Genomic DNA, 24,279 nt, shown 5'->3' with positions numbered 1-24,279 from the left:
AGGTTCCCTCGGAAGGAGCGGGCGGATGGTCGGGGCTGGCGGTCGCCTGCCCCCGACGCGGGCGGATGGCCGGGGCCGGCCGCCCGCGTCGGGGAGACGGAGGGGCGTCAGAACGCCGAGACCTCCTCGACCCACGTGTCCCAGCTCGTGTCGGCGTCCTCGATGCCGTCGAACACACGGGTGACCGCGTTCTGCAGCGCGTCGTGGAACTGGAAGTACTTCGGCCCCTTCACGGGCGAGACCTCGACGGCCTCGGCGCGAGCGATGCCGATCTCGCCGGTCGGCGCGTCGTTGAAGTACGGGTTCGAGAAGCCGGTGAGTTCGGCGTCCTCGTAGGCCTCGGGCTGGCTCGGGAACGTGCCGGCGTTCACGAACGCCTTGACCTGCGTCTCGGGCGACGTCAGCCAGTCGGCCAGCTCCTGCGCGGCCGCGACGTTCTCGCCGTTCGCCGGGATCACGAGGTACGAACCGCCCCAGTTGCCGCCGCCGCCCGGGAAGACGTCGGCGATGTCCCAGCCCTCGATGTCGGGCGCCTCACCCGAGATGATGCCGTGCATCCAGCCCGGGCAGAGCATCGCGGCGAACTCGCCGTTGGCCATCGACGCGTACCAGTCCTCGCTCCACTGGCCCGCGTAGGCCGAGATCGGCACGGCCTTCTCGACGACCGTCTCGTACGCCTCCTGGACGTCGGGGTTCTCGGTGGCGACGACGGTGCCGTCGGCCTCCTCGTAGGTGACCTCGATCTGGTTCATGAGGCCCTGCAGCACCGAGTTCGCGGAGTCGATGAACGGCTTGCCCGTCTTGTCGACGTATTCCTGGCCCACGGCGAAGAAGTCGTCCCAGGTCGTGAACAGGCCCGCTACCTCGGCCCGATCGGTCGGCAGGCCCGCTGCCTCGAAGAGGTCGGACCGGTAGCAGACCGCCTGCGGGCCGATGTCGGTGCCGTACGCGACGAGGTTGCCGTCGGCGTCGGTCGCCGCGGCCTCCTTCCAGTCGAGCCAGCGACCCTTGAGGTCCTCGGGCACCGGCGCGAGGAGGTCGGCGTACTCCATCATCTCGGCGAACCAGTCGACCTCGACCGCCTCGATGTCGGCGAGGCCCGTGTTCCCGAGCTTCTGGAAGAAGTTGGCGCGGGCGTCGTTCGACGTCGCCGCCTTGTTGTGGACGATCGTGACGTTCGGGTGCTCGTCCATGTACTCCTGGAGGAGCTCGTCGGTGTAGCCGAAGTCGTTGAAGGTCGAGATCGAGATCTCGACGGGAGCGTCGGGATCGGCGGCGTCGGCGCCCTGCGACGAGCCGGAGCAGCCCGCGAGGGCGAGACCGCCGATGGCGAGGGCGCTGACCGCGGCGGCTCCGCGGCGGAAGGCACGAGTGTTCACTGTCACTCCTTTGTGGTGGGTGTGGGACCTGTCATGAGAGCGCTCCCACGACATGCTCACGGACTATATGGGAGCGCTCTCACATCCGTCAAGTCGATATTTCGACGGCGCTGGTCGAAATTTCGATGCGAGGGTGGAGGACATGGCGTTCTCGACACCTGCTGCGTTCACGACGCGACCGGACCTGACCGGCACGTTCGGGATGGCCGCCTCGACGCACTGGACTGCCACCGGCGTCGCCCAGTCGGTGCTCGAGCGCGGCGGCAACGCCTTCGACGCCGCGGTCGCCGCGGCCTTCACGCTCCACGTCGTCGAGCCGCACCTCAACGGGCCCGGCGGCGACCTGACTGCGATCATCCGACCTGCCGGCGCCCCTCCCCGCGTGCTCGTCGGCCAGGGCCCGGCGCCCGCGGCCGCCTCGGTCGCGCACTTCCGGTCGGAGGGCCTCGACCTCGTCCCGGGCGCGGGCGCGCTCGCGGCGGCGGTCCCGGGTGCCGTCGACGCGTGGCTCCTCCTCCTGCGCGACCACGGCACATGGGAGCCGGCGGATGCTCTCGCCTACGCGATCGGGTACGCCAGGGAGGGCCATCCCGTCCTCCGCAACGTGGTGACGACGATCGAGGGCGTGTCGGCGCTCTTCCGGGACCACTGGCCGACCTCGGCGGAGCGGTGGATGCCCGGCGGCCGCATCCCGCGCCCGGGCGAGATCGTGACGAACCCCGAGTACGCGGCGGTGCTCGAGGAGGTCGCGACCCACGCCGCGGCCGTCGCGGGGACCCGCGTCGCGCGGATCGACGCCGCGCGGGTGCGGTGGCGCGAGATCCTCGGCCGCGCCGCGGAGGAGCTCGCTCGCACACCGCACCGCCACTCCGACGGCCGCGATCACGCCGGCGTGCTCTCTCGCGCGGATGTCGAGGCGTTCTCGGCGAGCTGGGAGCATCCGACGACCGCGACGTTCCGCGGGCGGACCATCGCGAAGACCGGGCCATGGGGGCAGGGCCCCGTCCTGCTGCAGGCCCTGAAGATCCTCGAGGGGTTCGACGACGACCGACTCGACCCGTCGACCGAGCTCGGAGCGCACACGATCCTCGAGGCGCTGGGGCTCGCCTTCGCCGACCGCGAGGCCTGGTACGGCGAGCAGCTCTCCTCGGACGACCTCGCGTACATGCTCTCCGACGCATATGCCGCGGAACGGCGGGCCCTGATCGGCGATCGGGCGGCGCTCGCCCCGCGCCCCGGACGCCTGCCCGGCCGCCCGGCGCCGACCATCCGCCCGCTTCACCGCGACGCGGCCGAGCTCGCAGCGGGGGTCGGCGAGCCGACCGTCCCGGGAGCCCGTCCCTCCGAGAGCGGACTCGAGACCGACGCCCGCGGGGTCGCCCGCGGCGACACGTGCCACGTCGACGTCGTCGACCGGTGGGGCAACATCATCTCGGCGACGCCGTCGGGCGGCTGGCTGCAGTCGTCGCCGGCCCTTCCCGGCCTCGGTTTCTGCCTCGGCACGCGCCTGCAGATGACCTGGCTCGATGAGACGTCGCCGTCGGCGCTCCGCCCCGGCGCGCGACCGCGCACGACGCTCACACCGACCCTCGTGCTCGAGGGAGACGAGCCGGTCATGGCGCTCGGCTCCCCCGGGGGCGATCAGCAGGATCAGTGGCAGCTGCTCTTCCTGCTCCGGGTGCTCGTGGGCGGATGGTCGCCGCAGCAGGCGATCGACGCGCCGGCCTTCCACACGACGGCCTTCCCCGGCTCGTTCTGGCCGCGGACGGGCACGCCCGGCGGCGCAGTCGTCGAGGACCGACTCGGCGACGACGTCATCGCGGGCCTTGAGCGCCGCGGCCACGCCGTGACCCGCGCCGGCGCATGGGCCCTCGGGCGCCTCTCCGCGGTCACGCGCGACCCGCGGACCGGGCTGCTCGGCGCCGCGGCGAACCCGCGCGGCGCCCAGGGCTACGCCGTCGGTCGCTGAGCGGAGCACCGCGACCAGCGGCCCACGGCAGCGCGGCGGATGGCGCGGGTCGCGGCGACTAGAATGGTCCCGATTCCCCGCCCGCGACATCCGGAGCTCATCTCATGCCCACCATCGTCGTCGACGTCATGCCCAAGGCCGAGCTGCTGGACCCGCAGGGCAAGGCCGTCACCGGGTCGCTCGCCCGCCTGGGCCACGGCGCCTTCCAGAACGTCCGCATCGGCAAGCGCATCGAGCTCACGGTCGAGGGCGAGGTCACCGACGAGGTGCTCGCCGAGGCCAGGACGGTCGCCGACGAGATCCTCTCGAACGCCGTCATCGAGGACGTCGTGAACATCGAGGTGGTCGAGTGACCGCCCGCATCGGGGTCATCACCTTCCCCGGATCCCTCGACGACCGCGACGCCCAGCGCGCGGTGCGGATCGCGGGCGCCGAGCCGGTCGCGCTCTGGCACGGCTCGCACGATCTCGAGGGCGTCGACGCCGTCATCCTCCCCGGCGGGTTCTCGTACGGCGACTACCTGCGCGCGGGCGCCATCGCCGCGCATGCGCCGATCATGGCCGAGGTCGCGGACGCCGCGGCGAAGGGCATGCCGGTGCTCGGCATCTGCAACGGCTTCCAGATGCTCGTCGAGGCGCACCTCCTTCCCGGCGGCCTCATCCGCAACGCGCACCAGCAGTTCATCCGCCGCGACCAGCGCCTCCGCGTCGAGAACGCGTCGACCGCCTGGACGAACGCGTTCGAGCAGGGCGAGGAGATCGTCATCCCGCTCAAGAACGCCGACGGCGGCTACATCGCCGACGACGAGACGCTCAAGCGCATCGAGGGCGAGGGCCAGGTCGCGTTCCGCTACCTCGGTGTGAACCCCAACGGCTCGCTCGACGACATCGCCGGCCTCACGAACGAGCGCGGCAACGTCGTGGGCCTCATGCCCCACCCCGAGCACGCCGTGGAGCCCGGCTTCGGCCCCGGCACCCCCGCCGCCATGCGCTCGGGCATCGACGGGCTGCGGTTCTTCGAGTCGGCCATCGCGGCCGTCGTCGCGCAGACCGCGTAGCGCGCCGTCCGAAGCCCCGGGGCACTCCCCGGGGCTTCGGCGTGCCCGCGCCGGTAGCCTCGAAGCGTGACTGCACTGACGCTCTCCGTTCCCACCGACGAGCTCGTCGCCGACGTGACGGCGCTGCTCGACCCCGCGCTCGACATCGACGTCGTCCTGTGGGACGGGCAGGATGCGCCGCCGCGCGACCGCATCGACATCGTCGTGCCGCCGTACATGCGCCAGGGTCGAATGCTCGCGCGACTGCCCGAGCTCGAGTGCCGTCTCGTGCAGGCGCAGGCCATCGGCTTCGACGGCGTCGAGGAGCGCCTGCCTCCGGGGATCGTCTACGCGAACGCGGCGAGCGTCCACGAGACCGCGACCGCCGAGCTCGCGGTCGGGCTCATGATCCTCGCGCAGCGCGGTCTCGACCGGATGGTGCACAGCCAGGAGCGCGGCGAATGGCACAGCTTCCGGATGCCCGGGCTCGCCGACCGGCGGGTCGTGCTGCTCGGCTTCGGCGGCGTCGGCAAGGCGATCGCGCGTCGCCTCGCGGCCTTCGAGGTCGACCTCGTGCCGGTCGCCTCCCGCGCGCGCGACGAGGACGGGCTGCACGTCCACGCGCTCGACGAGCTCGACGAGCTGCTTCCCGGCGCGGAGATCCTCGTCAACGCGCTCCCGGGCGGAGAGGAGACGCGCCACCTCATCGACGCCGCTGTCCTCGGGCGACTCCCCGAGCACGCGCTCCTCGTGAACGTCGGCCGCGGGCCGACCGTCGACACCGACGCGCTCGTCGAGCACGTTCGCCGCGGGCGTATCCGCGTGGCGAGCGACGTGTTCGATCCCGAGCCCCTGCCGGAGGGCCATCCGCTCTGGTCGCTCGACGGCGTCTTCATCTCCCCGCATGTCGGCGGCAACAGCGGCGCGATGCGCCCGCGGATCGCGCGCCTGATCGCGCGGCAGGCCGAGCGGATGGCGCGGGGCGAGGAGCCCGAGAACGTCGTCATCCGGACCTGATCGCGGACGCGCCCCTCGGTGCGGCCCCTCTTTCGACACCTGTCGTTCACCGTTCGGACAGCGGGCGTCACCGCGCGGTTGACCGGGATCGCTAGCGTGCGGGTCATCGCCGTCTCGACGGCCCCTCTCCCGCATCTCTCCCGGAAGCACCCTCATGCCCGAACATCGTTCGGCGCGCCCGGGGCTCACGCGGTCGCTCGCCTTCGCGACGACCGCCGTGATCCTCGCGGGCTGCGCTGCCCTCGTCCCCGTCTCGGCGACCGCGGCGGAAGGAGGTGCCACGCCGCCCGTGTTCGTGTCGGAGATCCTCGCGAATCCCGCGGGAGCCGACGAGTTCGAGTACATCGAGGTCACCAACCCGACCGATGCGCCCGTGCCGCTCTCGAGCCTCTCCTTCGCGTACACCTACGTCGACTCGGCCGACACGGCGCGCGACGTCGCGCTCACGGTGGACGGCGACGCGACGATCGCCCCCGGCGGGTCGGTCGTGCTGTGGGTGAGCTACGCGAACAGCGACGGCACGCTCGACTCCTTCGCGCGCACGGCGGACGAGTTCCGCGCGGCCACCGGCACGCCCGAGGGCACGCAGGTGCTCCGCGTGACCGGACAGCCGGGGATGGCCAACGGCGGCGGGCGCGGCATCCGCGTGAGCGACGCCCACGGCATCCTCACCTGGTCGTTCTACCCGACCGATTCGATGGCGACCGATCTCGGCGTCGACTTCTCGGTGCCATCCGCCGTGGGCGAGCCCGCCCCGGTCGTGGCGACCCGCACGGCGATGACCCCCGGCGCGGTCTCGCCCGCGCAGCTCACGCCGACGACGCCCGAGCCCGAGCCCACCGAGACCCCCGAGCCGACCGCGACGCCTGAGCCGACGCCGGGCGATCCGGCCGACATCGGCGTGCTCGAGCCGGACCCGTCGGTCGTCACCGCGCCGCTGCAGATCACGGAGGTGCTCCCCGACTCTGAGAACGTCGGCGGCGCCGACGGCTACGAGTTCATCGAGGTCTACAACGCCACGAGCGCTCCGATCGACTTCGCGGACTACGCGATCACCTACCTGTACCCGCAGGACTACGAGACGAACACCAACGAGGCGCTGTGGCCGTCGTCGCCGCGCGACGTCCTGATCCCGGGCGGCGAGACGCTCGTCCTCTGGATCAAGAACGCCGGCAACGCGGGTCTCGGCGCCGCCGACTTCAACGCGAAGTTCGGCACCGACCTCGTCGCCGGCGAGAGCCTCGTCGAGATCGCCTCGGCGGGCATGGCCAACGGCTCGGCGCGCGGTCTCGACATCCGCACGAACACGGGCTTCAGCGTCAACCGCGCCTACTACAACATGGCGGGAGCCGACGACGTCGACGCCGATCGCGGCATCCGCTACACGGCCTCGGACGACCTCGCCCTGCAGTCGATCGTCGATGCGCGCGCGGCGTCGCCGGGTCGCGTCCAGGTCGATCAGGTGCCGTCCGGCCTCGCGGTCGTGGCCGACGACGCGGTCGCGCCGTCTCTCGCCGACCGCACCGTCGCCGAGATCGACCCGGCCGCCGGCTTCCTGGTCGATCTCTCCGTGACCGACGACGTGCGCGTGCGCACGGTCTCGCTCGAGATCCGCAACGACGTCGACCCGGAGTCGCGCGTCGTCAACCTCGTCCACGCCGCAGACGACGAGGCGACCTACCGGCACACCGTCGGCGCCGCCGACCTCATGGGCAAGAGCTGGTACGAGTACACCGTCGTCGCGACCGACGGCGTCAACGAGATCCGCACGGAGACGCGACGCGTTCCGGTCGCGGGCGCGTCGACCGATCCCGTCCGCCTCAATGTGTCGGACGGGCAGTTCGTGGGCGGCACGACGACCGTGTCGGCGGCGGGAGAGGACTTCCCGCCCGCGCTCGACCTCGCGATCGACGGCACGTCGGTGCCGACGCGCGCGTCGCTCGAGCACGAGCCGCAGTTCGTGTTCGAGACGTCGCAGACCGACTTCTACTTCCGCAACGGCGTGCGGATCGGCGAGGAGATCCTGCACATCTTCGACGAGGGCACGTACGAGCGCACCGAGACGATCGCCGTCCCCGTGCCGCTCGAGCACATCGCGCAGGGTGCGCCGCTCTCGGTCGACATCTGGGCGGGCACGAAGGCGGGCCCGTGGATCGACGAGTTCGAGAACAACGACGACTTCGTCATCTCGGGCATGCGGCTCGTCCTGCCGGATGGGCGCACGCTGCGCCCCGAGGGCTACGACGACCCGACGCGGATCATCCAGATGGGCGACAGCGCGGGCAAGAACGACATGTTCGCGTCGGTCTTCGCGATCCCCGACGACGCGTTCACGGCGGTCGCACACGACTGGGACACGACGGCGACCGCCGACGGCGCCCATGAGGTGAGCGCGACCGACGGCACGCACGCCGCGACCGCGCAGGTCACGGTCGACAACACGGCCCCCGAGATCGCACCCGCGATCGAGGACGGGCGCGTGTACCAGGGCGAGATCGTCCTGGACGCCGAGGTGTCGGATGGCGCGGGCTCGGGCGTTGCGGAGGTCGTCGCGACCCTCGACGGCGAGCCGGTCGAGCTCGGCACGCGGACCTCCTCCGTCGAGCTCGCAGCCGGGGAGCACGTGCTCGCCGTCACGGCGACCGACCTTGTCGGCAACGCGGGCGAGTCCACGACGACCTTCACGGTGCCCGAGGAGCAGCCGGGCGCCGACGGCTTCGCCCCCGATGAGGGCGCCGAGGTCGAGGCCGGCGACGTCATCCTGCAGGCGACGGTCACCGACCCCACGGGCGACCCGCTCGACGTCTCGTTCCGCGAGGGGCACCGCTTCGAGCTGGGCGATGAGGAGGTGACCGCGGCGAGCGGCACGACGCACGACGCGTCGGCCCTCGAGCGCGACCTCGCGCCGTCGGCCGAGCCCGAGCCATCCGCCGGTGCCGCAGCGGCCGCAGCGGACCTGCCGACGACCACGGGGCTCGCCCCCGTGACGTCGACCGACGCGCTGCCGTACTACACGTTCGACGTCGCCGTCCCCGACGACGCGGGCGAGGGCGCGACCGCGCGCCTCACCTGGTCGGGCTCGGCCGACGCGCACGCGCAGGTCATCCTGTACGCGCTCGCGGCCGACGGCGCCTCGTGGATCGAGATCTCGCGTCACCTCACGGCCGCGGAGGGCGAGGAGTTCACGCTCACCGGCTCGATCCCCGTGGCCGACGCCGCGCACGACGGCGTGATCACGGCGCTCGTGCAGCACTCCGAGGGCTTCGCCGGCGCGAACCTCTCGACGCGCGAGTCGCAGGTCGCCCCCGCGCACCCCGACGACACGCCCCGCTCGGAGTACGACTTCACGATCGCGTGGGAGTCGGACACGCAGTACTACAACGAGGAGTTCACCCAGCACCAGGCGGCGATCCACGACTACGTGCTGGGGCAGCGCGAGGCGCAGAACATCCAGTACCTCATCCACACGGGCGACGTCGTGGACGACTACGACCAGGAGTACCAGTGGCTGAACGCCTCCCCGCAGTACGCGCGGCTCGATGACGCCGGTCTGCCCTACGGCGTGCTCGCGGGCAACCACGACGTCGGGCACGGCGTGAGCGACTACGCGAACTTCTCGCGGTACTTCGGCGAGGCGCGCTATGCCGACCGGCCCTGGTACGGCGAGAGCTTCGAGGACAACCGCGGTCACTACGACCTCATCACCGCGGGCGGGATCGACTTCATCATGCTCTACATGGGATGGGACCCCCAGCAGAGCGCGATCGACTGGATGAACGAGGTGCTCGCGCAGCACCCCGAGCGCATCGCGATCATCAACCTGCACGAGTTCATGCTCACGACGGGCGGACTCGGACCCGTGCCGCAGCAGATCATGGACGAGGTCGTCGCGACCAACCCCAACGTGCGGCTCGTCTTCTCGGGGCACTACCACGACGCGTTCACGCGCGTGGACGAGTTCGACGACGACGGCGACGGCGTCGCCGACCGCAAGGTCCACGCGATGCTGTTCGACTACCAGGGCCTGCCCGAGGGCGGTCAGGGCTTCCTGCGCCTGCTGCAGTTCGACAACGTCGGGCAGCGGATGGCCGTGCGCACGTTCTCGCCGTCGCTCCAGCGCTACAACTCCGACGAGCCGAGCCTGCTGGGCCCCGCCGAGGACCCCTACCTGCACCAGGACTTCGAGGTGCCCTACGCGGATCTCGGGATCGCGCCGAGCGACAAGACGCTCGCGACCTCCGGGTTCACGGCGGAGATCCTCACCGCGAACGAGATCGACGCCCTCGCCGGCGTCGAGAGCGGCGCCGTGGCTGCGGTCAAGTGGCCGCTCGAGGTGCTCGGCGACCACGGCTGGTTCGTGGAGACGCGCGACCCGCACGGCGCCGTCGAGGTCTCGGCCGTGCGCACCTTCACCCTCATCGAGGCGACCGAGGAGCCGGGCGAGACGCCCGGCACCGAGGAGCCGGGCGAGACGCCTGGTCCGGGTGAGACGCCCGGTCCGGGTGAGACGCCCGGGTCCGAGCAGCCGGGCGAGACGCCCCGGCCGGAGGAGACGCCGGACTTCGGCGAGGGCCCGGGCGGACCGGACTCCGAGGAGACGCCCGAGCCGGAGGCGCCCGCGGGCACCCCCGAGCCCGAGGAGACGCCGAAGCCCGAGGGGTCGCCCGCGCCCGAGGCTCCGCGCCCCGACGAGACGCCGGCGCCGCAGGCCCCTGCCCCGGAGCAGTCGCCCGAATCGGAGGCCCCGGAGTCGGAGCAGCCGGTTCCGCCGGCCGAGTCGACGCCCGAGGCTGCCCCCGAGGACACGGCACCCGAGGACGCACCCGAGGAGCCGACCGCGGACGAGCAGCGGGAGCTCGAGCCGACCGGCATCACGATGGCCGCGACGCTCGTGGCCGCCGCGCTCGCGCTCATCGCGCTCGGAACGGCGCTCGTCGCCCGCGCCCGCACGCGCCGCAGCTGACACCGCGCACCCGAAGCGGCCGGATCCCGATGGATCCGGCCACTTCGGCGTCTCTCGCCTCCCTCAGCGCGTGTCGATGTCCTCGCCCGACCACAGGCCGCCGCACTCGACCTCGCGCACGCGGTTCGCGACGAGGTAGGGGCGCGCTCCCCGGTCGCCCGACAGCGAGGCCGTCAGCGCGTCGACGTGCGCGGAGCCGATGACGGCCGGATGGCCGGGCCGGCCCCGGTAGACGGCCTGCGCGAGGGCGGTCGGCGGATCGCCCGCGGCCGCGAGCACGCGCCGGACGGCCGTGCTCGGCAGCTCGGGGACGTCGACGGTCGCGACGACGACCGCGTCCGCGCCCGCAGACGCGGCGAGCGCGGAGCGCAGGGTGGCGGACATGCCGTCCTGCCAGTCGGATGCCACGACGATGTCGGCGCGATCCGGCACGAGGGAGCGCGCCGCTGCGGCCCGCGCTCCGAGGGCGACGACCACGCGATCGCAGCCGCCCTCCTCGAGCGCCGCGACGACGCGGGCGAGCCAGGGCGTGCCATCCGCCGTGCGCGCGAGCGCCTTGGGCCCGCCGAAGCGCGTGCCGGCGCCGCCCGCGAGCACGATCCCGCAGATCCCCGCCATCCTCCGACCGTAGCGCGCCGATCTCACAGCGCTCCTGTCTTCTCCGTGAAACATGCGGAGGGATAGCGTGGAGCATGCTCGAACTCGCGTCGGCTCTCCTCGATCGGCTCGCGCGCGGCCGACGCGCCGCCGTGATCACCGTGACCCGCGTCGCGCGCAGCGCGCCCCGGGGCCTCGGCGCGTCGATGGCCGTGACGGATAAGGGCGAGGTCGTGGGCTCGATCTCGGGCGGATGCGTCGAGGGCGACGCGGTCGTCCTCGCGCACGCCGTGCTGGCCGACGGCGTCGCCCGCACCGCGACCTTCGGCTTCGACGACCGGACGGCGCACGCGGCGGGCCTCGCGTGCGGCGGCCGGGTCGACGTCATCGCCTACGAGGTCCGCGCCTCCGACCCCGTCGCGATGCGGGCGCTCGAGCGGGCGGCGGATGCCCGCGCGGCGACCGCCGGGATCGTCCTGGAGGGCGCGGACCGCGGTCGGATCGTGGCCTCGCGCGACCTCGGCCCCGCGTCGTCGGCCGCGTTCGACGCCGCGGCGCTCCTCGCCGAGACGCGGGTCGTCGGCCGTCCGGCGGTGCTGGCGGTCTCGAGCGCCCCGCGACCGCGCCTCATCCTCGCCGGCGCGACCGAGCACGCCGCGGCGCTCTGCCGTGTCGGCGCGGCGGCGGGCTTCGCGGTGACCGTCGTCGATCCATGGGAGCTGCTCGTCACGCGCGAGCGGTTCCCCGATGCCGACGACCTCGTCGTCGCCCTCCCGCACGAGCACCTCGCGCGCCTTCCGGAGAGCGCAGTCGACGCGCGCACGGCCGTGTGCGTGCTCACCCACGACGCGCGGCTCGACGTTCCGGCCATCCGCCAGGCCCTCGCCCTGCCGATCGGGTTCGTCGGCGCGCTCGGCGCCCGCGCGACCGTCGCGCGGCGCGCCGAGCTCCTGCGGGCGGAGGGCGTCTCCGACGCCGACCTCGCGCGGCTGCACGCCCCGCTCGGGCTCGACCTGGGCGGCTCGGCGCCCGAGGAGACGGCGGTCGCGATCCTCGCGGAGATCCTCGCCGCCCGGCATGGGGGAACCGGCGCGCCGCTGCGCGAGCGGACCGGGCCGCTGCACCGCGACCGCCCGGCGGCCGAGGCCGCGTGCGCGGCTCCTCCGCGTAACACCGCCGTGACACGGGGTTCCTAGGATCGGCGTGAGCGTGTCCTATCACCATGACTCCGCGCACGTCAGGGCGGGGACTGCGACGTCCGTCACAGACCCCAGGAGCGTCATGAGCACCATCGCACCCGCCCGCACGATCATCGAGGGCGGCTACGTCGTCACGGTCGACCAGCACGGGACCGAGCACCGCACGGGTCACGTGGTCATCGAGGGCGGGCGCATCGCCGCGGTGGGAGCGGGGGCCGCTCCGGCCGAGCTGCGCGCGGGCGCCGAGGTCGTCGACGCGACGAACTGCCTGGTCACCCCGGGCCTCGTGAACACCCACAACCACCTCTTCCAGTGGCTCACCCGAGGGCGCGCTCAGGACGCCATCCTCTTCGACTGGCTGACGGCGCTCTACCCCCTGTGGTCGCACATCGACGCCGACCTCACGGGCGAGGGCGCCGCCGGCGCGATGGCCGTGCTCGCCCGCTCGGGCTGCACGACCGTCGCCGACCACCACTACGTCTTCCCGCAGGGCTCCGGCGACATCGTCGGCGCGCTCGTCGCGACCGCCGACGAGATCGGCGTGCGGCTGCACGCGACCCGCGGGTCGATGGACCTCGGCGCCTCGCAGGGCGGGCTGCCGCCGGACGCCGCCGTCGAGGAGACGGACGCCGCCCTCCGCGCATCGCAGGAGGCGGTCGAGCGCTGGCACGACCCGAGCCCGGACTCGCGCGTGCACATCGCGATCGCGCCGTGCTCGCCGTTCTCGGTCACCGGCGACCTGCTGCGCGAATCGGCGGCCCTGGCTCGCACCCTGGGCGTCCGCCTCCACACGCACGCCTCCGAGACCGCCGAGGAGGACGCGTTCTGCGCGGAGCGCTTCGGGATGTCGCCGACGGCGTATCTCGAGGGCCTCGGCTGGCTGGGTGACGACGTCTGGATGGCGCACGCCGTGCACCTCGACGACGCCGCCGTCGCGCGGTACGCGGCCACCGGCACGGGGGTCGCCCACTGCCCGTCGTCGAACGGGCGGCTGGCGGCCGGGATCGCGCCCGTGCGCACGATGCTCGACGCGGGCGTGCCCGTCGGGCTCGGCGTCGACGGGGCGGCGTCCAACGAGTCGGGGCAGCTCGGGGTCGAGATCCGCGAGGCCGTGCTCATGGGCCGGCTCCGCTCGGGCGCTGACGGGATGAGCGTGCGGGACGCCCTTCGGATGGCGACGGCCGGCGGCGCGCGCGTCCTCGGGCGCGAGGACGCGATCGGGGCGCTCGAGCCCGGACTGCTCGCGGACGTCGCCGTGTGGTGGATCGGGGGCGTCGAGCACGCCGGCATCCTCGACCCGGTCGCGGCGCTCGGCCTGGGCGCCCTGCCGCCGCTGCGGCGGCTTCTCGTCGGCGGGCGCACGGTCGTGGCGGACGACGTGCTCGTCTCCTCCGACGAGGGGCGGATCGCCGAGCGGGTGACCGCCGCATCGCGCGCGCTGGCGGAGCGGGCGTCATGGATCTGAACGCCGTCGAGACCTACCGGCGCGCACGCTCGCGCGCCGACCTCGCCCTCGCGCCAGGCGAGGTGCCGCTCGCGGGCGGCACGCTGCTCTTCAGCGCGCCGAGCCCGCTCATCACGGGGCTCGTCGACCTCACGACGCTCGGCTGGCCCGACCTCGAGCCGTCGGCCGACGGCCTGCGCATCGGGGCGACCTGCCCCATCGCGCGCCTCGTCGCGTTCGCCGAGGGCCGCGACGCGCTGCGCCCCGATCCGACCTGGACGGCCGTGCCGCTCTTCGCCGACGCCGCGCACGCTCTCCTCGCCTCCTTCAAGATCTGGAACACCGCGACGGTCGGCGGCAACATCGCCCAGTCCTACGCCGCGGCGGCCATGGTCGCGCTCGGCGCGGCCCTCGACGCCGAGGCGCTCATCTGGACCCCCGACGGAGGCGAGCGCCGGATGCCCGTGGCCGAGATCCCGGCAGGGAACGGCCTCAGCTCGCTCGGTGCGGGAGAGATCATCCGCGCCATCGACATCCCCGCGCGGGCCCTGCGGTCGCGGGCCGCGCTGCGTCGGATCGCGCTCGCCGAGCTCGGACGCTCGGGCGCCGTCGTGACCGGCCGGGTGGACGAGGGCGGAGCCGCGGTGTTCGGCATCACGGCGAGCGTCGAGCGCCCCGTCGTGCTGCGCTGGCCATCCCTCCCGAGCGCGGCCGACCTGAGGGCCGCGGTGGCCGGGGCCCAGGGCTGGTACACCGACCCCCTGGGCGCCGCCGACTGGCGCCGCGGCGTCTCGGTCGTCCTCGCGGAGCGCTGCCGCGCGGCCCTCGCGGAAGGAGACGCGGAATGAGGTTCACGGTCAACGGCTCCCCCGTCGACGCCGATCCGCGCCCCGGTCAGTGCCTGCGCACGCTCCTGCGCGAGCACGGGCACACCGAGGTGAAGAAGGGCTGCGATGCCGGCGACTGCGGCGCGTGCGGCGTGCTCGTCGACGGCGTCCCTGTCCACTCGTGCCTCATCCCCGCCGTGCGCGCGGAGGGCGTCGCGGTCACGACGGCGGCCGGGCTCGCTCCGGGCGACGAGCTCCACCCCGTGCAGGAGGCGCTCGCGACCGGGTTCGGGTTCCAGTGCGGGTTCTGCACGCCGGGGATGAGCGTGACCGCGTCGTGCCTGCACCCGGGCGACGAGCGCGACCTCGACCGGCGCCTCAAGGGCAACCTCTGCCGCTGCACGGGATACCGCCCGATCCGCGAGGCGATCGCGTCGACGCTCACCGCCGTGCGCGAGACCGGGCCCGGCTCGTCCCAGGAGGAGGCCGGCGGCGTCGGCCGGTCCGTCGTGCCGGAGGCCGCCCGCCGGATCGTGCAGGGGCGCGAGCCGTACACGTTCGACGAGGTGCCGGACGGTGCGCTCATCCTGCGCGTCCTGTCGTCGCCCCACGCGCACGCCCGCATCACGTCCATCGACACGACCGCGGCCGAGGCGGTGCCGGGCGTCGTGGCGGTCTTCACGCACCGCGACGTGCCCGGCATCCGCTACTCGACGGGGCGCCACGAGCACCGCACCGACGACCCCGACGACACGCGCATGCTCGACGACGTCGTGCGGCACATCGGCCAGCGCGTCGCGGCCGTCGTCGCCGAGACCGCGGCGGCGGCCGAGCGCGCCTGCGGCCTCATCGCGGTCGCCTACGAGCCGCTCCCCGCCGTCTTCGACCCCGAGGCCGCGCGCACACCGGGTGCTCCGGCCATCCATCCCGACCGCACGCCCGACGACCGCGTCGCGGATGCCGCGCGCAACGTCGTCGGCGCCGTCCACACGGGGCGGGGCGGCGACATCGACGCCGCGCTCGCGGCGAGCGCCGTCACCGTCGCGGGCACCTGGCAGACGTCGCGCACGTCGCACGCGCAGCTCGAGACGCACGGCGCGGTCGGATGGCTCGAGGGCGACGTCCTGACCATCCGCTCGTCGACGCAGGTCCCGTTCCTCACCCGCGACGAGCTCGCGCGCATCCTCGAGCTGCCGCGCGAGCGCGTCCGCGTCTTCGCGCCCCGCGTCGGCGGCGGCTTCGGCGGCAAGCAGGAGCTCCTCGCGGAGGACCTCGTCGCGCTCGCCGTGCTGCGCACGGGGCGCCCCGTCGCATACGAGTTCTCCCGCGCGGACGAGTTCCTCCGCGCGCCTGTGCGGCATCCGATGCGCGTGAGCGTCGAGCTGGGCGCGGATGCCGACGGCCGGCTCACGGCGATGCGCCTCGACGTGCTGAGCGACACCGGCGCGTACGGCAACCACGCGCTCGGCGTGCTCTTCCACGGCGTCGCCGAGTCGGTCACGATCTACCGCACGCCCGTGCTCCGGCTCGACGCCGAGGTCGTCTACACGAACAACCCGCCGTCGGGGGCCTTCCGCGGATACGGCCTCGGGCAGGTCATGCTCGGCATCGAGTCGGCCATGGACATGCTCGCCGAGCGGCTCGGTCTCGATCCGTTCGAGGTCCGGCGCCGCAACGCCGTGCGCGAGGGCGACCCGATCCTCGCGGCCGACGGCCACGTCGAGGACGACCTCGTGTGGGGCAGTTACGGGCTCGATCAGTGCCTCGACCTCGCGCAGGAGGCGATGCAGCGCGGTGACGGCGAGACCGCGCCCGACGGCTGGCTCGTCGGCGAGGGGATGGCCGCCGCCATGATCGCGACGATGGCGCCCTTCGGCCACGTGGCGCACGCGTCGGCATCGCTGCGGCCCGACGCGGTCTTCGAGCTGCGCACGGGCACGGCCGAGTTCGGCAACGGCACGACCACCGTCCACCGGCAGATCGCGGCGAGCGCGCTCGGCGTGCCGCTCTCCATGATCCGGCTCGCCCACGCCGACACGGCGCTCGTTCCGCACGACACCGGCGCGTTCGCGTCGGCCGGCACGACCGTCGCCGGCAAGGCGCTCCACGCCGCCTGCCTCGCGCTGCGCGAGCGGATGGTCGGGCTCGCTAGCGCGCGCACGGGCGTCTCCCCGGCGGAGTGCGCGCCCACGGCCGAGGGCGTCGCGACCCCGGCGGGCGTCATCCCCTTCGCGGAGCTCGCGGGGCCCGACGGGATCACCGCGGCCGGCGAGGAGCACGGCGACCGCCGCTCCCTCGCGTTCGACGTGCACGCCGTCCGCGTCGCCGTCGACCCGGAGACCGGCGTCGTCCGCATCCTGAAGTCGGTCCACGCGGCCGACGCGGGCTTCGTCATGAACCCCGCGCAGTGCCGCGGCCAGGTCGAGGGAGGCGTCGCCCAGGGCATCGGCGGGGCACTCTACGAGGAGGTGCTCGTCGAGGACGGGGTCGTGCGGAATCCGATGTTCCGCACGTATCGGGTTCCGCAGTCGGCCGACATCCCCGACACCGAGGTGCTCTTCGCCGACACCGCCGACGCGCTCGGCCCGTTCGGGGCCAAGTCGATGAGCGAGTCCCCCTACAACCCCGTGGCGCCGGCCATCGGCAACGCGATCGCGCGCGCCATGGGCCGGCGCCCCTTCCATCAGCCGTTCACCCGCGAGCGCGTGTGGCGGCTGCTGCAGGAGGGTCAGACGGCGGTGTAGCCGCCGTCGATGAGGTAGTAGCCGCCGGTCACGAACGACGCGTCGTCGGAGAGGAGAAAGCGGACGACCTTCGCGACCTCCTCTGCCCGGCCCAGCCGCCCGAGCGGGTGCTTGGCCTTGAGCGCCTCGAGCGCCTCGGCGGGCAGCTTCTGCAGGAGCGGGGTGTCGATGTAGCCGGGCCCGACCGCGTTGATGCGCAGCCCCTGCGCGCCGTACTCGGCGGCGGCGTTCTTCGTGAGGCCGACGACCGCGTGCTTCGAGGCCGTGTACGCGGAGTTGCCGAGTGCGGCGACCATCCCGTGGATCGACGCCATGTTCACGATCGCGCTCTCGCCGGCTCCGGCCTCGAGCATCGCGGGGATCTGGTGCCGCATGCCGTAGAGCACGCCGTCGAGGTTGATGCCGATGACGCGGTTCCAGTCGTCCACGTCGATCTCGCCGGTCGGCGCCTGGCGGCCGCCGATCCCGGCGTTGTTGACCGCGTAGTTGAGGCGGCCGAACGTCTCCTTGGCGAACGCGACCGCCTTCTCGCTGTCCTCGGCGACCGAGGTGTCGGCGCGGAACGCCGCGGCCTCGCCCCCGGCAGCGGCGATGTCGTCGGCCACGCGCTGCGCGGCATCCAGGTCGATGTCGGTCACGACGACCTTCGCGCCGTGGGCCGCCAGGTCCTTCGCGATGGCCTCGCCGATGCCCGATCCGCCGCCCGTGACGAGGGCGACCCTTCCGTCGAATGACATAATGTTCCCTTCGATCTCCTGCGCGAAGATCCATGCCTTTGCATGAACCCTGACATCTAGACTACGCCTGTCGAAGACAGGCGGGTCGATGCGCGCGCAGCCCGCAACTGCCATCCTGAACCCGTGACCCGTGCGGCTCCACCCCTCACCCCGATGGAACGATGACCCTATGATGAGCACCCCTGCGCCCCGCGGCGCCCTCGACCGCTTCTTCCGCATCACCGAGCGCGGCTCGACCGTCGGCACCGAGATCCGCGGCGGCCTCGTCACCTTCTTCGCGATGTCGTACATCGTCGTGCTGAACCCGCTCATCATCGGCACGTCGGCGGATGGCACGGGAGAGTTCCTCGGCGGCGGCGACGCTCCGAACCTCAGCATGATCGCGTCGGCGACCGCTCTCATCGCGGGCATCATGTCGATCCTCATGGGCGTCGTGGCGAACTTCCCGCTCGCGATGGCGGCGGGCCTCGGCCTCAACGCGGTCGTGACCTACTCGATCGCCGCGATCCCTGGCGTGACCTGGGCCGACGCGATGGGCGTCATCGTGATCGAGGGCCTGCTCATCCTGCTCCTCGTGCTCACCGGGTTCCGCGAGGCCGTCTTCCGAGCCGTCCCGACGCCGCTGAAGACCGCGATCGGGGCGGGCATCGGCCTGTTCATCACGCTCATCGGCCTCGCGAACGCGGGCTTCGTGACCGGCGACGGCGCGACCATCCTCGCCCTCGGCAACCTCGGCACGTGGCCGATCCTCGTCTTCGTCGTGGGGCTCGTCCTCGCGATCGTCCTGCACGCGCGCCGGGTGAAGGGCGCCATCCTCATCTCGATCCTCGTCGCGACCGCGCTCGCGATCCTCCTCGAGAACACCCTCCACATCGGCGCGCGCGGCGACGAGAACCCCGGCGGCTTCAACTCGCCCCCGACGTTCTCGGGCGTCATCGCCGTGCCCGACTTCTCCCTCATCGGGCAGTTCAACCTGCTCGGCTCGGTGCAGAGCATCGGCATCGTCACCCTCGTGCTGCTCGTCTTCACGCTGCTGCTCGCCGACTTCTTCGACACCATGGGCACGATGGTCGCGATCGGCGCCGAGGCGAAGCTGCTCGACGCGAACGGCAACCCGCCGCGCACGAAGCAGATCCTCATCGTCGACTCGCTCGGCGCCGTCGCGGGCGGCGTGGGCTCGGTGTCCTCGAACACCGCCTTCGTCGAGTCGACCGCGGGGGTCGGCGACGGCGCGCGAACCGGCCTCGCGTCGGTCGTCACCGGCATCGCGTTCCTGCTCTCGACCCTCTTCGCGCCGCTCGTCGCGCTCGTGCCCTACGAGGCCGCAGCCCCCGCGCTCGTGCTCGTCGGCTTCCTCATGCTCACGCAGGTCGCCGGCATCGACTGGAAGAACATCGAGGTCGCCCTGCCGGCCTTCCTCACGATCGTCATCATGCCGTTCACGTACTCGATCGCCGACGGCATCGGCGCGGGCTTCATCGCCTACATCATCGTGAAGCTCGCCCGCGGCAAGGTCGGCGACGTGCACTGGCTCATGTGGCTCGTCGGCGCGCTCTTCGTCGTGTACTTCACGATCGAGCCGATCCGGGCGCTGCTCGGGGCGTAGCGCTCACTCCGGCAGCGGCACGCCGTGCGCCTGCGCGCAGTCGACGACCGATGCGATGTAGGCCGCGCGGCGCGCGGGCGTGAGCCACGCGGCCTCGAAGGAGTTGATCGCGAGCCGGGCGAGGTCGGCGGCGGAGAGATCCGCGTGCTCCGCGAGGGCGATGTAGTTGTCCGCGACGTAGCCGCCGAAATAGGCCGGATCGTCGGAGTTGACCGTCACCCGCACGCCCTCGCGCAGGAGCTGGACGATCTCGTCCGCCTTCATCTCCTCGGTCACGAACGAGTTCGACACGGGGCAGGTCGTGAAGCCGAGCCCGCGCTCGCGGGCGACGGCGACGAGCGCCGGGTCCTCGACGATGTTCGTGCCGTGGTCGATGCGGTCGACGCCGATCTCCTCGATCACCTGGCGGATGTGCTCGATCGAGCCGGGCTGGTCGATGTCGCAGTGCATCGTCGTGAAGAAGCCCTCCGCCTTCGCACGGGCGAACACCTCGGCGAACTTCGCCGGCGGGTTGCCGCGCTCGTCCGAATCGAGTCCGACCCCGATGATCCAGGCACGGTAGGGCAGCGCCTCCATGAGGGTCGACATCGCGTGCTCCGCCGTGAAGTCGCGGAGGAAGCAGAGGATGAGCTCGGCCGAGACGCCGAGCTCATCCTGCGCGCGCACGACCGCACGGCGGTAGCCGGCGATGACGTCCGCGAACGGCACCCCTCGGCTCGTGTGCGCCTGCGGGTCGAAGAACATCTCGACGTGGACGACGCCCTGCTCCCTCGCCTTCTGGAGGTACGCCCACGCGAGATCGTGGAAGTCGTCGGCGGTCTGCAGCACGGTCATCGCGGGGTAGTACACGGCGAGGAAGCTCGTCAGATCGGTGAAGTCGTAGCTGGCGACGACGTCCTCGACGGTCTTCTCGGCGAGCGCGATGCCGTTGCGGGCGGCGAGCGCGAACTTCAGCTCCGGCTCGAGGGTCCCTTCGAGGTGGAGGTGCAGCTCGGCCTTCGGCATGGCGCGCGCGAACGCGCGGAGGTCGGTGGTCATGGGTTCCCTTCGATGCGAGCTCAGGCGCGATCCGCCATGCCCATCCGGGCGAGGACGACGGACTCGACGACGGCCACGAGATTGTAGATCACGAGGGCCGCGGCCGTGACGAGCACGACCGCCGACCACAGGGCGGAGAACTGCGCCTGCGAGCTGTACGCGCCCACGGCTCCGCCGATCCCGCCGCCTACCGCGAGCCATTCGGCCAGCAGCGCGCCCGTGATGGCCCCCGGCACCGAGATCCGCACGGCGGCGAGGAGCGAGGGCAGCGCGCTCGGCAGCGCGACCTTCCGCAGGGCCGTCCACGCCGATCCGCCGTAGACGTGGATGACGTCGCTCATCTGCGGAGAGACCTGCCGCAGCCCGAACACGATGTTGACGAGCGCCGGGAACAGCACGACGATGCCGCCGATCACCGCGACGGTGGCCGCGCTGCGCCCGAACAGGAGGATGATGACGGGCGCCATCGCCACGAGCGGCACCGAGCGCAGCAGCATCGCGAGCGGCATGAGCGCGTGCTCGAGCCCCCGGCTCAGCTGGAACCCGATCGCGACGAGCAGCGCGACGACGAGCCCCGCGACGAACCCGATCGCGGCGTCCTGGAGCGTGGTGACGAGCTGGCCCATCAGCAGCGCACGGTTCTCCGCCGCCTCGGGTGCCGCGACGAGGAAGGTCCAGACGTCGAGCGGCCCCTTCCCCACGTAGGGCGAGACGCCCGTCGCCCACAGCAGGCCCTGCCAGAGGACGAGCACCGCCGCGAGCGTGAGGCCGAAGGTCGCGAGACTCGATCCGAGCGCGCGGAGGGTGGCCCTGCGCGCCTCGCGCCGGATGTCCGCCGCGGCGCCTCCCGCGCTCATGCCGCGCCCTTCGCCCAGGGCGCGACGAGACGCGCCACGGCGCCGAGGAGCGCGAATCCGGCGAGCGCGACGAGACCCGACACGAGCGCGAGGCCCCACACGCGCGGCGCGTCGAGGCCCTGCTGGGCGGCGATCATCGCCGGGCCGACGCCGGACTGCACCTTGCCGAAGAACTCTCCGAGCACCGCGCCGAGAAAGGCGGCCGGCACGGCGACCTGGAGGGCGTTCAGGACGGATGGCAGCGCCGCGACGATGCGGACCTTGCGCAGCTGCATCAGACGCGAGCCGCCGTAGACGGTCACGACGTCGAGAGCGGAGCGGTCGGCGGCCTTGAGGCCGAGCAGCGTGCTCACGACGGTCGTGAAGAACACCGACAGCGCCGCGAGGAACACGGCGTTGCCCGCCGGCTGCCCCGCAGGGGGCACCGGGATGATGACGACGAGCACGATGCCGATCGCGACGATCGGGATGCAGTAGGTCAGGATCGCGAGCTGCATCACGAGGCCCTCGAGGCGCGGCACGACGAGCACCGCGGCCGAGAGCACGAGGGCGATGGCGTTGCCCCACAGGTACCCGATGCCGGCCTCGGCGAGGGTGACCGCGAAGTTGCGCGCGTAGAAGTCCCATCCCGCCGAGACGATGCCGACCACGACCTCCGGCGGCGTGGGGACGGCGCGGACGCCGGCGCCCACGCCGGCGAGCGCGGTCTCGGCGAGCACCCACCATGCGATGACCACGCCCACCAGCCCGATCGCGCCGACGAGCCAGGACGGGAGGCGCACGTCCTCCCACGCGATGCGCGCGCCGCGTCCGTCCGGGGCCTGGGCCGCAACCGCCGCGAGCGCGTCGCCCGAGCCGCCGCCCACCCCGTCAGCGCTCATCGTCGCCCCCTCCGAACAGGAGCTCCGATGCCTGGTCGACGTACGCGTGGAACTCGGGCGTGCGCATGAGCTCGGGGGTGCGCGGCCGCGGCAGGTCGATGTCCATGACCGCCTTGACGCGGCCGGGCCGAGGGCTCATCACCGCGACCTTGTCGCTGAGGAAGATCGCCTCCGAGATGCCGTGCGTCACGAGCAGGGTCGTCGCGGGCTTCTCGGTCCAGATGCGCAGCAGCTCGAGGTTGAGCCGCTGCCGCGTCATGTCGTCGAGCGCGCCGAAGGGCTCGTCGAACAGCAGCACGTCGGGCTTCAGGACGAGCGAGCGCGCGATCGAGACGCGCTGGCGCATCCCGCCGGAGAGCTGCGCGGGGCGCGCCTTCTCGAAGCCGGTGAGGCCGACGAGATCGATGAGCTCGCGCACGTAGTCCCTGTCGACAGCCCGGCCGGCCACCTCGAACGGCAGCTGGATGTTGGCCTGCACGCTGCGCCACGGCAGCAGCGCCGCGTCCTGGAACGCGATGCCCAGTCGGTTCTCGCGGCGCAGGTCCTCTGGGCTGCGTCCGTCGACGAGGATCGTGCCGCTCGTGGGCTCCTCGAGGCCCGCGAGGATCCGCAGGATGGTCGACTTGCCGCACCCGGACGGTCCGAGGAGCGAGAGGAACGCTCCCCGATCGGTGTGCAGGTCGGTGTCCTGCAGAGCCACGACGCTGCGGCGCCCCGAGCGGAACACCTTGTTCAGCCCCGTGATCTGCAGCCCGGTCCCCGCCGTCGACGCGGGGATCGCGGGGATGGCCGTGTCGGTCACGTGTGCTCCTTGGGTTGTCGGGATACCGGGAACGGGCCGGCCGGGTCGGCCGGCCCGGGGGCTGCGCTCAGCCGGCGTACGCCACGAGGTCGGGGTTCTCCTCGTAGACCTCGGCGAGGAGGCTCATGTCGAACAGCTCCTCGGCGGTGACGTCGATGCCCGCCCCCGCAAGGCTCGCGATCGTGCGCTCCTGGAGCTCCTCGCTGATCGTGAACAGGCCGCTCTCCTCGGTGTCCGCCGAGACGACCAGCGCGTTCTGCGCCTCGGAGCCCGCGAGCGTCTTCTCCGGGTCGAGGTCGAGATCGGTGCCGTACTCCTCCATCGCGAGGTCGGCGCCGCGCTGCGGGTCGGCGAGCGCGTCGGTCCAGCCGCGGATCTCGGCGACCAGGAACGCCTTGAGCATCTCGCGCTCGGTCTCGATCGTCTCGTCCGTGACGGTGACCGTCTCCGCCACGAACGGCAGGCCGTTGTCGGCGAAGGCGAGGTTGACCGTGTCGAGCCCCGCGAGGTCGAGCGTGATGGCCTCGTTCGTGAGGTAGGCGATGAACCCGTCGACCTCCCCGTTCACGAGGGGCGCGGGATCGTACTGGACCGGCACGACCTCGACGTCGGCGGGGTCGATGCCGTTGGCCGCGAGGAGCGCCTGGAAGAGCGACGTGTTCGAGTCCTGCACGCCGATCCGCTTCCCGACGAGGTCGGCCGGCGTGGCGATGTTCCCGCCGTCGGCGAGGGAGAGCACCGTGAACGGGTTGGCCTGGAAGGTCGCGCCGATGATCTTGAGCGGGGCGCCCTCGTTCGCGATGACCGTGCCGACCGCGGCGGAGTCGCTCAGCGCGATGTCGACGCTTCCGCTCAGCAGCTCGGCGGTGCCGGTCGAGGGGCCGGGCACGAGGTTCACGGCGTCGAAGCCGGCGTCCTCGTAGTAGCCCTCGCTGTCGGCGATGTACTCGCCCGCGAACTCCTCGTTGAGGATCCAGCTGAGCTGCAGCGAGATCTCGCCGAAGCTCTCGCCGTCGCCGGCGGCGCCGTCGGCGGGCTCGCCCGCGCATCCGGCGAGCACGAGCGATGACAGGGCGACGACCGCGGCGGATGCGCCGAGCCGGGCACGAAGGGATGAAGCGGGCATGCGGGTCTCCATCTGCAGGTGGTGGTGCTCTCGGGTGAGTACTCGGCGACAGTACGG

18 protein-coding genes are annotated in these 24,279 nt (G+C 72.8%); 10 read left to right on the top strand and 8 right to left on the bottom strand.

What is annotated here, in order from left to right; genetic code table 11:
* Window positions 1-107: 107 nt before the first annotated feature.
* Complete coding sequence (locus PKE79_RS09475) at window positions 108-1,379, bottom strand: ABC transporter substrate-binding protein (protein WP_271173451.1); 1,272 nt, start codon at window positions 1,377-1,379, stop codon at window positions 108-110.
* A 142-nt stretch (window positions 1,380-1,521) separates the two neighbouring features.
* Between PKE79_RS09475 and PKE79_RS09470 the strand changes: the two genes are divergently transcribed.
* The 5 genes from PKE79_RS09470 to PKE79_RS09450 all read left to right on the top strand — a co-directional run bounded on the left by PKE79_RS09470 (window position 1,522) and on the right by PKE79_RS09450 (window position 10,364).
* Window positions 1,522-3,348 carry a gamma-glutamyltransferase family protein gene (locus PKE79_RS09470; protein ID WP_271173450.1) on the top strand — a complete coding sequence of 609 codons (1,827 nt, stop codon included), beginning with the start codon at window positions 1,522-1,524 and terminating at the stop codon, window positions 3,346-3,348.
* 104 nt (window positions 3,349-3,452) lie between these two features.
* Window positions 3,453-3,701 (top strand): phosphoribosylformylglycinamidine synthase subunit PurS, encoded by a 249-nt coding sequence (purS, locus tag PKE79_RS09465; protein WP_271173449.1) that lies wholly within the window; start codon window positions 3,453-3,455, stop codon window positions 3,699-3,701.
* Complete coding sequence (purQ, locus tag PKE79_RS09460; protein WP_271173448.1) at window positions 3,698-4,405, top strand: phosphoribosylformylglycinamidine synthase subunit PurQ; 708 nt, start codon at window positions 3,698-3,700, stop codon at window positions 4,403-4,405. Before purS ends, purQ begins: the two co-directional genes overlap by 4 nt.
* Window positions 4,406-4,471: 66 nt before the next feature.
* Window positions 4,472-5,401: a 2-hydroxyacid dehydrogenase gene (locus PKE79_RS09455; RefSeq protein ID WP_271173447.1), complete on the top strand. Its 930-nt coding sequence runs from the start codon at window positions 4,472-4,474 to the stop codon at window positions 5,399-5,401.
* Window positions 5,402-5,555: 154 nt separating this feature from the next.
* Complete coding sequence (locus PKE79_RS09450; protein ID WP_271173446.1) at window positions 5,556-10,364, top strand: lamin tail domain-containing metallophosphoesterase family protein; 4,809 nt, start codon at window positions 5,556-5,558, stop codon at window positions 10,362-10,364.
* A gap of 63 nt (window positions 10,365-10,427) precedes the next feature.
* On the opposite strand, the gene PKE79_RS09445 is transcribed toward PKE79_RS09450, so the two are convergent.
* Window positions 10,428-10,982 carry a nucleotidyltransferase family protein gene (locus PKE79_RS09445; protein ID WP_271173445.1) on the bottom strand — a complete coding sequence of 185 codons (555 nt, stop codon included), beginning with the start codon at window positions 10,980-10,982 and terminating at the stop codon, window positions 10,428-10,430.
* Between the two features lie 74 nt (window positions 10,983-11,056).
* On the opposite strand from PKE79_RS09445, the gene PKE79_RS09440 reads away from it, so the two are divergent.
* From PKE79_RS09440 to PKE79_RS09425, 4 genes are all read left to right on the top strand, one after another.
* On the top strand, window positions 11,057-12,157 hold the full coding sequence (locus PKE79_RS09440; protein ID WP_271173444.1) for an XdhC family protein: 1,101 nt from the start codon (window positions 11,057-11,059) through the stop codon (window positions 12,155-12,157).
* Window positions 12,158-12,242: 85 nt separating this feature from the next.
* Window positions 12,243-13,625: an 8-oxoguanine deaminase gene (locus PKE79_RS09435; protein ID WP_271173443.1), complete on the top strand. Its 1,383-nt coding sequence runs from the start codon at window positions 12,243-12,245 to the stop codon at window positions 13,623-13,625.
* A complete protein-coding gene (locus tag PKE79_RS09430) occupies window positions 13,616-14,452 on the top strand; it encodes an FAD binding domain-containing protein (protein WP_271173442.1) in 837 nt (278 codons plus the stop codon). The genes PKE79_RS09435 and PKE79_RS09430 overlap by 10 nt, the downstream gene beginning before the upstream one ends.
* Window positions 14,449-17,175 carry a molybdopterin-dependent oxidoreductase gene (locus PKE79_RS09425; protein WP_271173441.1) on the top strand — a complete coding sequence of 909 codons (2,727 nt, stop codon included), beginning with the start codon at window positions 14,449-14,451 and terminating at the stop codon, window positions 17,173-17,175. Before PKE79_RS09430 ends, PKE79_RS09425 begins: the two co-directional genes overlap by 4 nt.
* Here PKE79_RS09425 and PKE79_RS09420 read toward each other — a convergent pair.
* The gene (locus tag PKE79_RS09420) at window positions 17,160-17,912 is read right to left on the bottom strand and encodes an SDR family NAD(P)-dependent oxidoreductase (RefSeq protein ID WP_374727761.1); all 753 of its coding nucleotides are present in this window, start codon (window positions 17,910-17,912) and stop codon (window positions 17,160-17,162) included. The genes PKE79_RS09425 and PKE79_RS09420 overlap by 16 nt on opposite strands.
* Window positions 17,913-18,084: 172 nt before the next feature.
* Here PKE79_RS09420 and PKE79_RS09415 point away from each other — a divergent pair, with 172 nt between their 5' ends.
* Entirely contained in the window at window positions 18,085-19,518 is a 1,434-nt protein-coding gene (locus tag PKE79_RS09415) for an NCS2 family permease (protein ID WP_374727779.1), read from the top strand.
* 3 nt (window positions 19,519-19,521) lie between these two features.
* Here PKE79_RS09415 and add read toward each other — a convergent pair whose 3' ends face one another.
* The 5 genes from add to PKE79_RS09390 form a co-directional block, all read right to left on the bottom strand.
* Entirely contained in the window at window positions 19,522-20,556 is a 1,035-nt protein-coding gene (gene add / locus PKE79_RS09410; protein ID WP_271173439.1) for an adenosine deaminase, read from the bottom strand.
* 20 nt (window positions 20,557-20,576) lie between these two features.
* Window positions 20,577-21,413 carry an ABC transporter permease gene (locus tag PKE79_RS09405; RefSeq protein WP_271173438.1) on the bottom strand — a complete coding sequence of 279 codons (837 nt, stop codon included), beginning with the start codon at window positions 21,411-21,413 and terminating at the stop codon, window positions 20,577-20,579.
* Entirely contained in the window at window positions 21,410-22,294 is an 885-nt protein-coding gene (locus tag PKE79_RS09400; protein ID WP_271173437.1) for an ABC transporter permease, read from the bottom strand. The genes PKE79_RS09405 and PKE79_RS09400 overlap by 4 nt, the downstream gene beginning before the upstream one ends.
* On the bottom strand, window positions 22,284-23,096 hold the full coding sequence (locus PKE79_RS09395; RefSeq protein WP_271173436.1) for an ABC transporter ATP-binding protein: 813 nt from the start codon (window positions 23,094-23,096) through the stop codon (window positions 22,284-22,286). The genes PKE79_RS09400 and PKE79_RS09395 overlap by 11 nt, the downstream gene beginning before the upstream one ends.
* 67 nt (window positions 23,097-23,163) lie before the next feature.
* A complete protein-coding gene (locus PKE79_RS09390) occupies window positions 23,164-24,222 on the bottom strand; it encodes an ABC transporter substrate-binding protein (protein WP_271173435.1) in 1,059 nt (352 codons plus the stop codon).
* Window positions 24,223-24,279: the final 57 nt, after the last annotated feature.

It is taken from the genome of Microbacterium barkeri, assembly GCF_027921765.1.
GTDB lineage: Bacteria > Actinomycetota > Actinomycetes > Actinomycetales > Microbacteriaceae > Microbacterium > Microbacterium barkeri.
This window is presented reverse-complemented; position numbering and strand designations above follow the sequence as displayed.

Excerpts from the sequence above, each read along its gene's own strand:
- PKE79_RS09470 (WP_271173450.1), top strand. The coding sequence starts at position 1,522 with ATGGCGTTCTCGACACCTGCTGCGTTCACGACGCGACCGGACCTGACC.
- purS (WP_271173449.1), top strand. The coding sequence starts at position 3,453 with ATGCCCACCATCGTCGTCGACGTCATGCCCAAGGCCGAGCTGCTGGAC.
- PKE79_RS09450 (WP_271173446.1), top strand. The coding sequence starts at position 5,556 with ATGCCCGAACATCGTTCGGCGCGCCCGGGGCTCACGCGGTCGCTCGCC.
- PKE79_RS09445 (WP_271173445.1), bottom strand. The coding sequence starts at position 10,982 with ATGGCGGGGATCTGCGGGATCGTGCTCGCGGGCGGCGCCGGCACGCGC.
- PKE79_RS09440 (WP_271173444.1), top strand. The coding sequence starts at position 11,057 with ATGCTCGAACTCGCGTCGGCTCTCCTCGATCGGCTCGCGCGCGGCCGA.
- PKE79_RS09435 (WP_271173443.1), top strand. The coding sequence starts at position 12,243 with ATGAGCACCATCGCACCCGCCCGCACGATCATCGAGGGCGGCTACGTC.
- PKE79_RS09430 (WP_271173442.1), top strand. The coding sequence starts at position 13,616 with ATGGATCTGAACGCCGTCGAGACCTACCGGCGCGCACGCTCGCGCGCC.
- PKE79_RS09425 (WP_271173441.1), top strand. The coding sequence starts at position 14,449 with ATGAGGTTCACGGTCAACGGCTCCCCCGTCGACGCCGATCCGCGCCCC.
- PKE79_RS09420 (WP_374727761.1), bottom strand. The coding sequence starts at position 17,912 with ATGTCATTCGACGGAAGGGTCGCCCTCGTCACGGGCGGCGGATCGGGC.
- PKE79_RS09415 (WP_374727779.1), top strand. The coding sequence starts at position 18,085 with ATGAGCACCCCTGCGCCCCGCGGCGCCCTCGACCGCTTCTTCCGCATC.
- add (WP_271173439.1), bottom strand. The coding sequence starts at position 20,556 with ATGACCACCGACCTCCGCGCGTTCGCGCGCGCCATGCCGAAGGCCGAG.
- PKE79_RS09405 (WP_271173438.1), bottom strand. The coding sequence starts at position 21,413 with ATGAGCGCGGGAGGCGCCGCGGCGGACATCCGGCGCGAGGCGCGCAGG.
- PKE79_RS09400 (WP_271173437.1), bottom strand. The coding sequence starts at position 22,294 with ATGAGCGCTGACGGGGTGGGCGGCGGCTCGGGCGACGCGCTCGCGGCG.
- PKE79_RS09390 (WP_271173435.1), bottom strand. The coding sequence starts at position 24,222 with ATGCCCGCTTCATCCCTTCGTGCCCGGCTCGGCGCATCCGCCGCGGTC.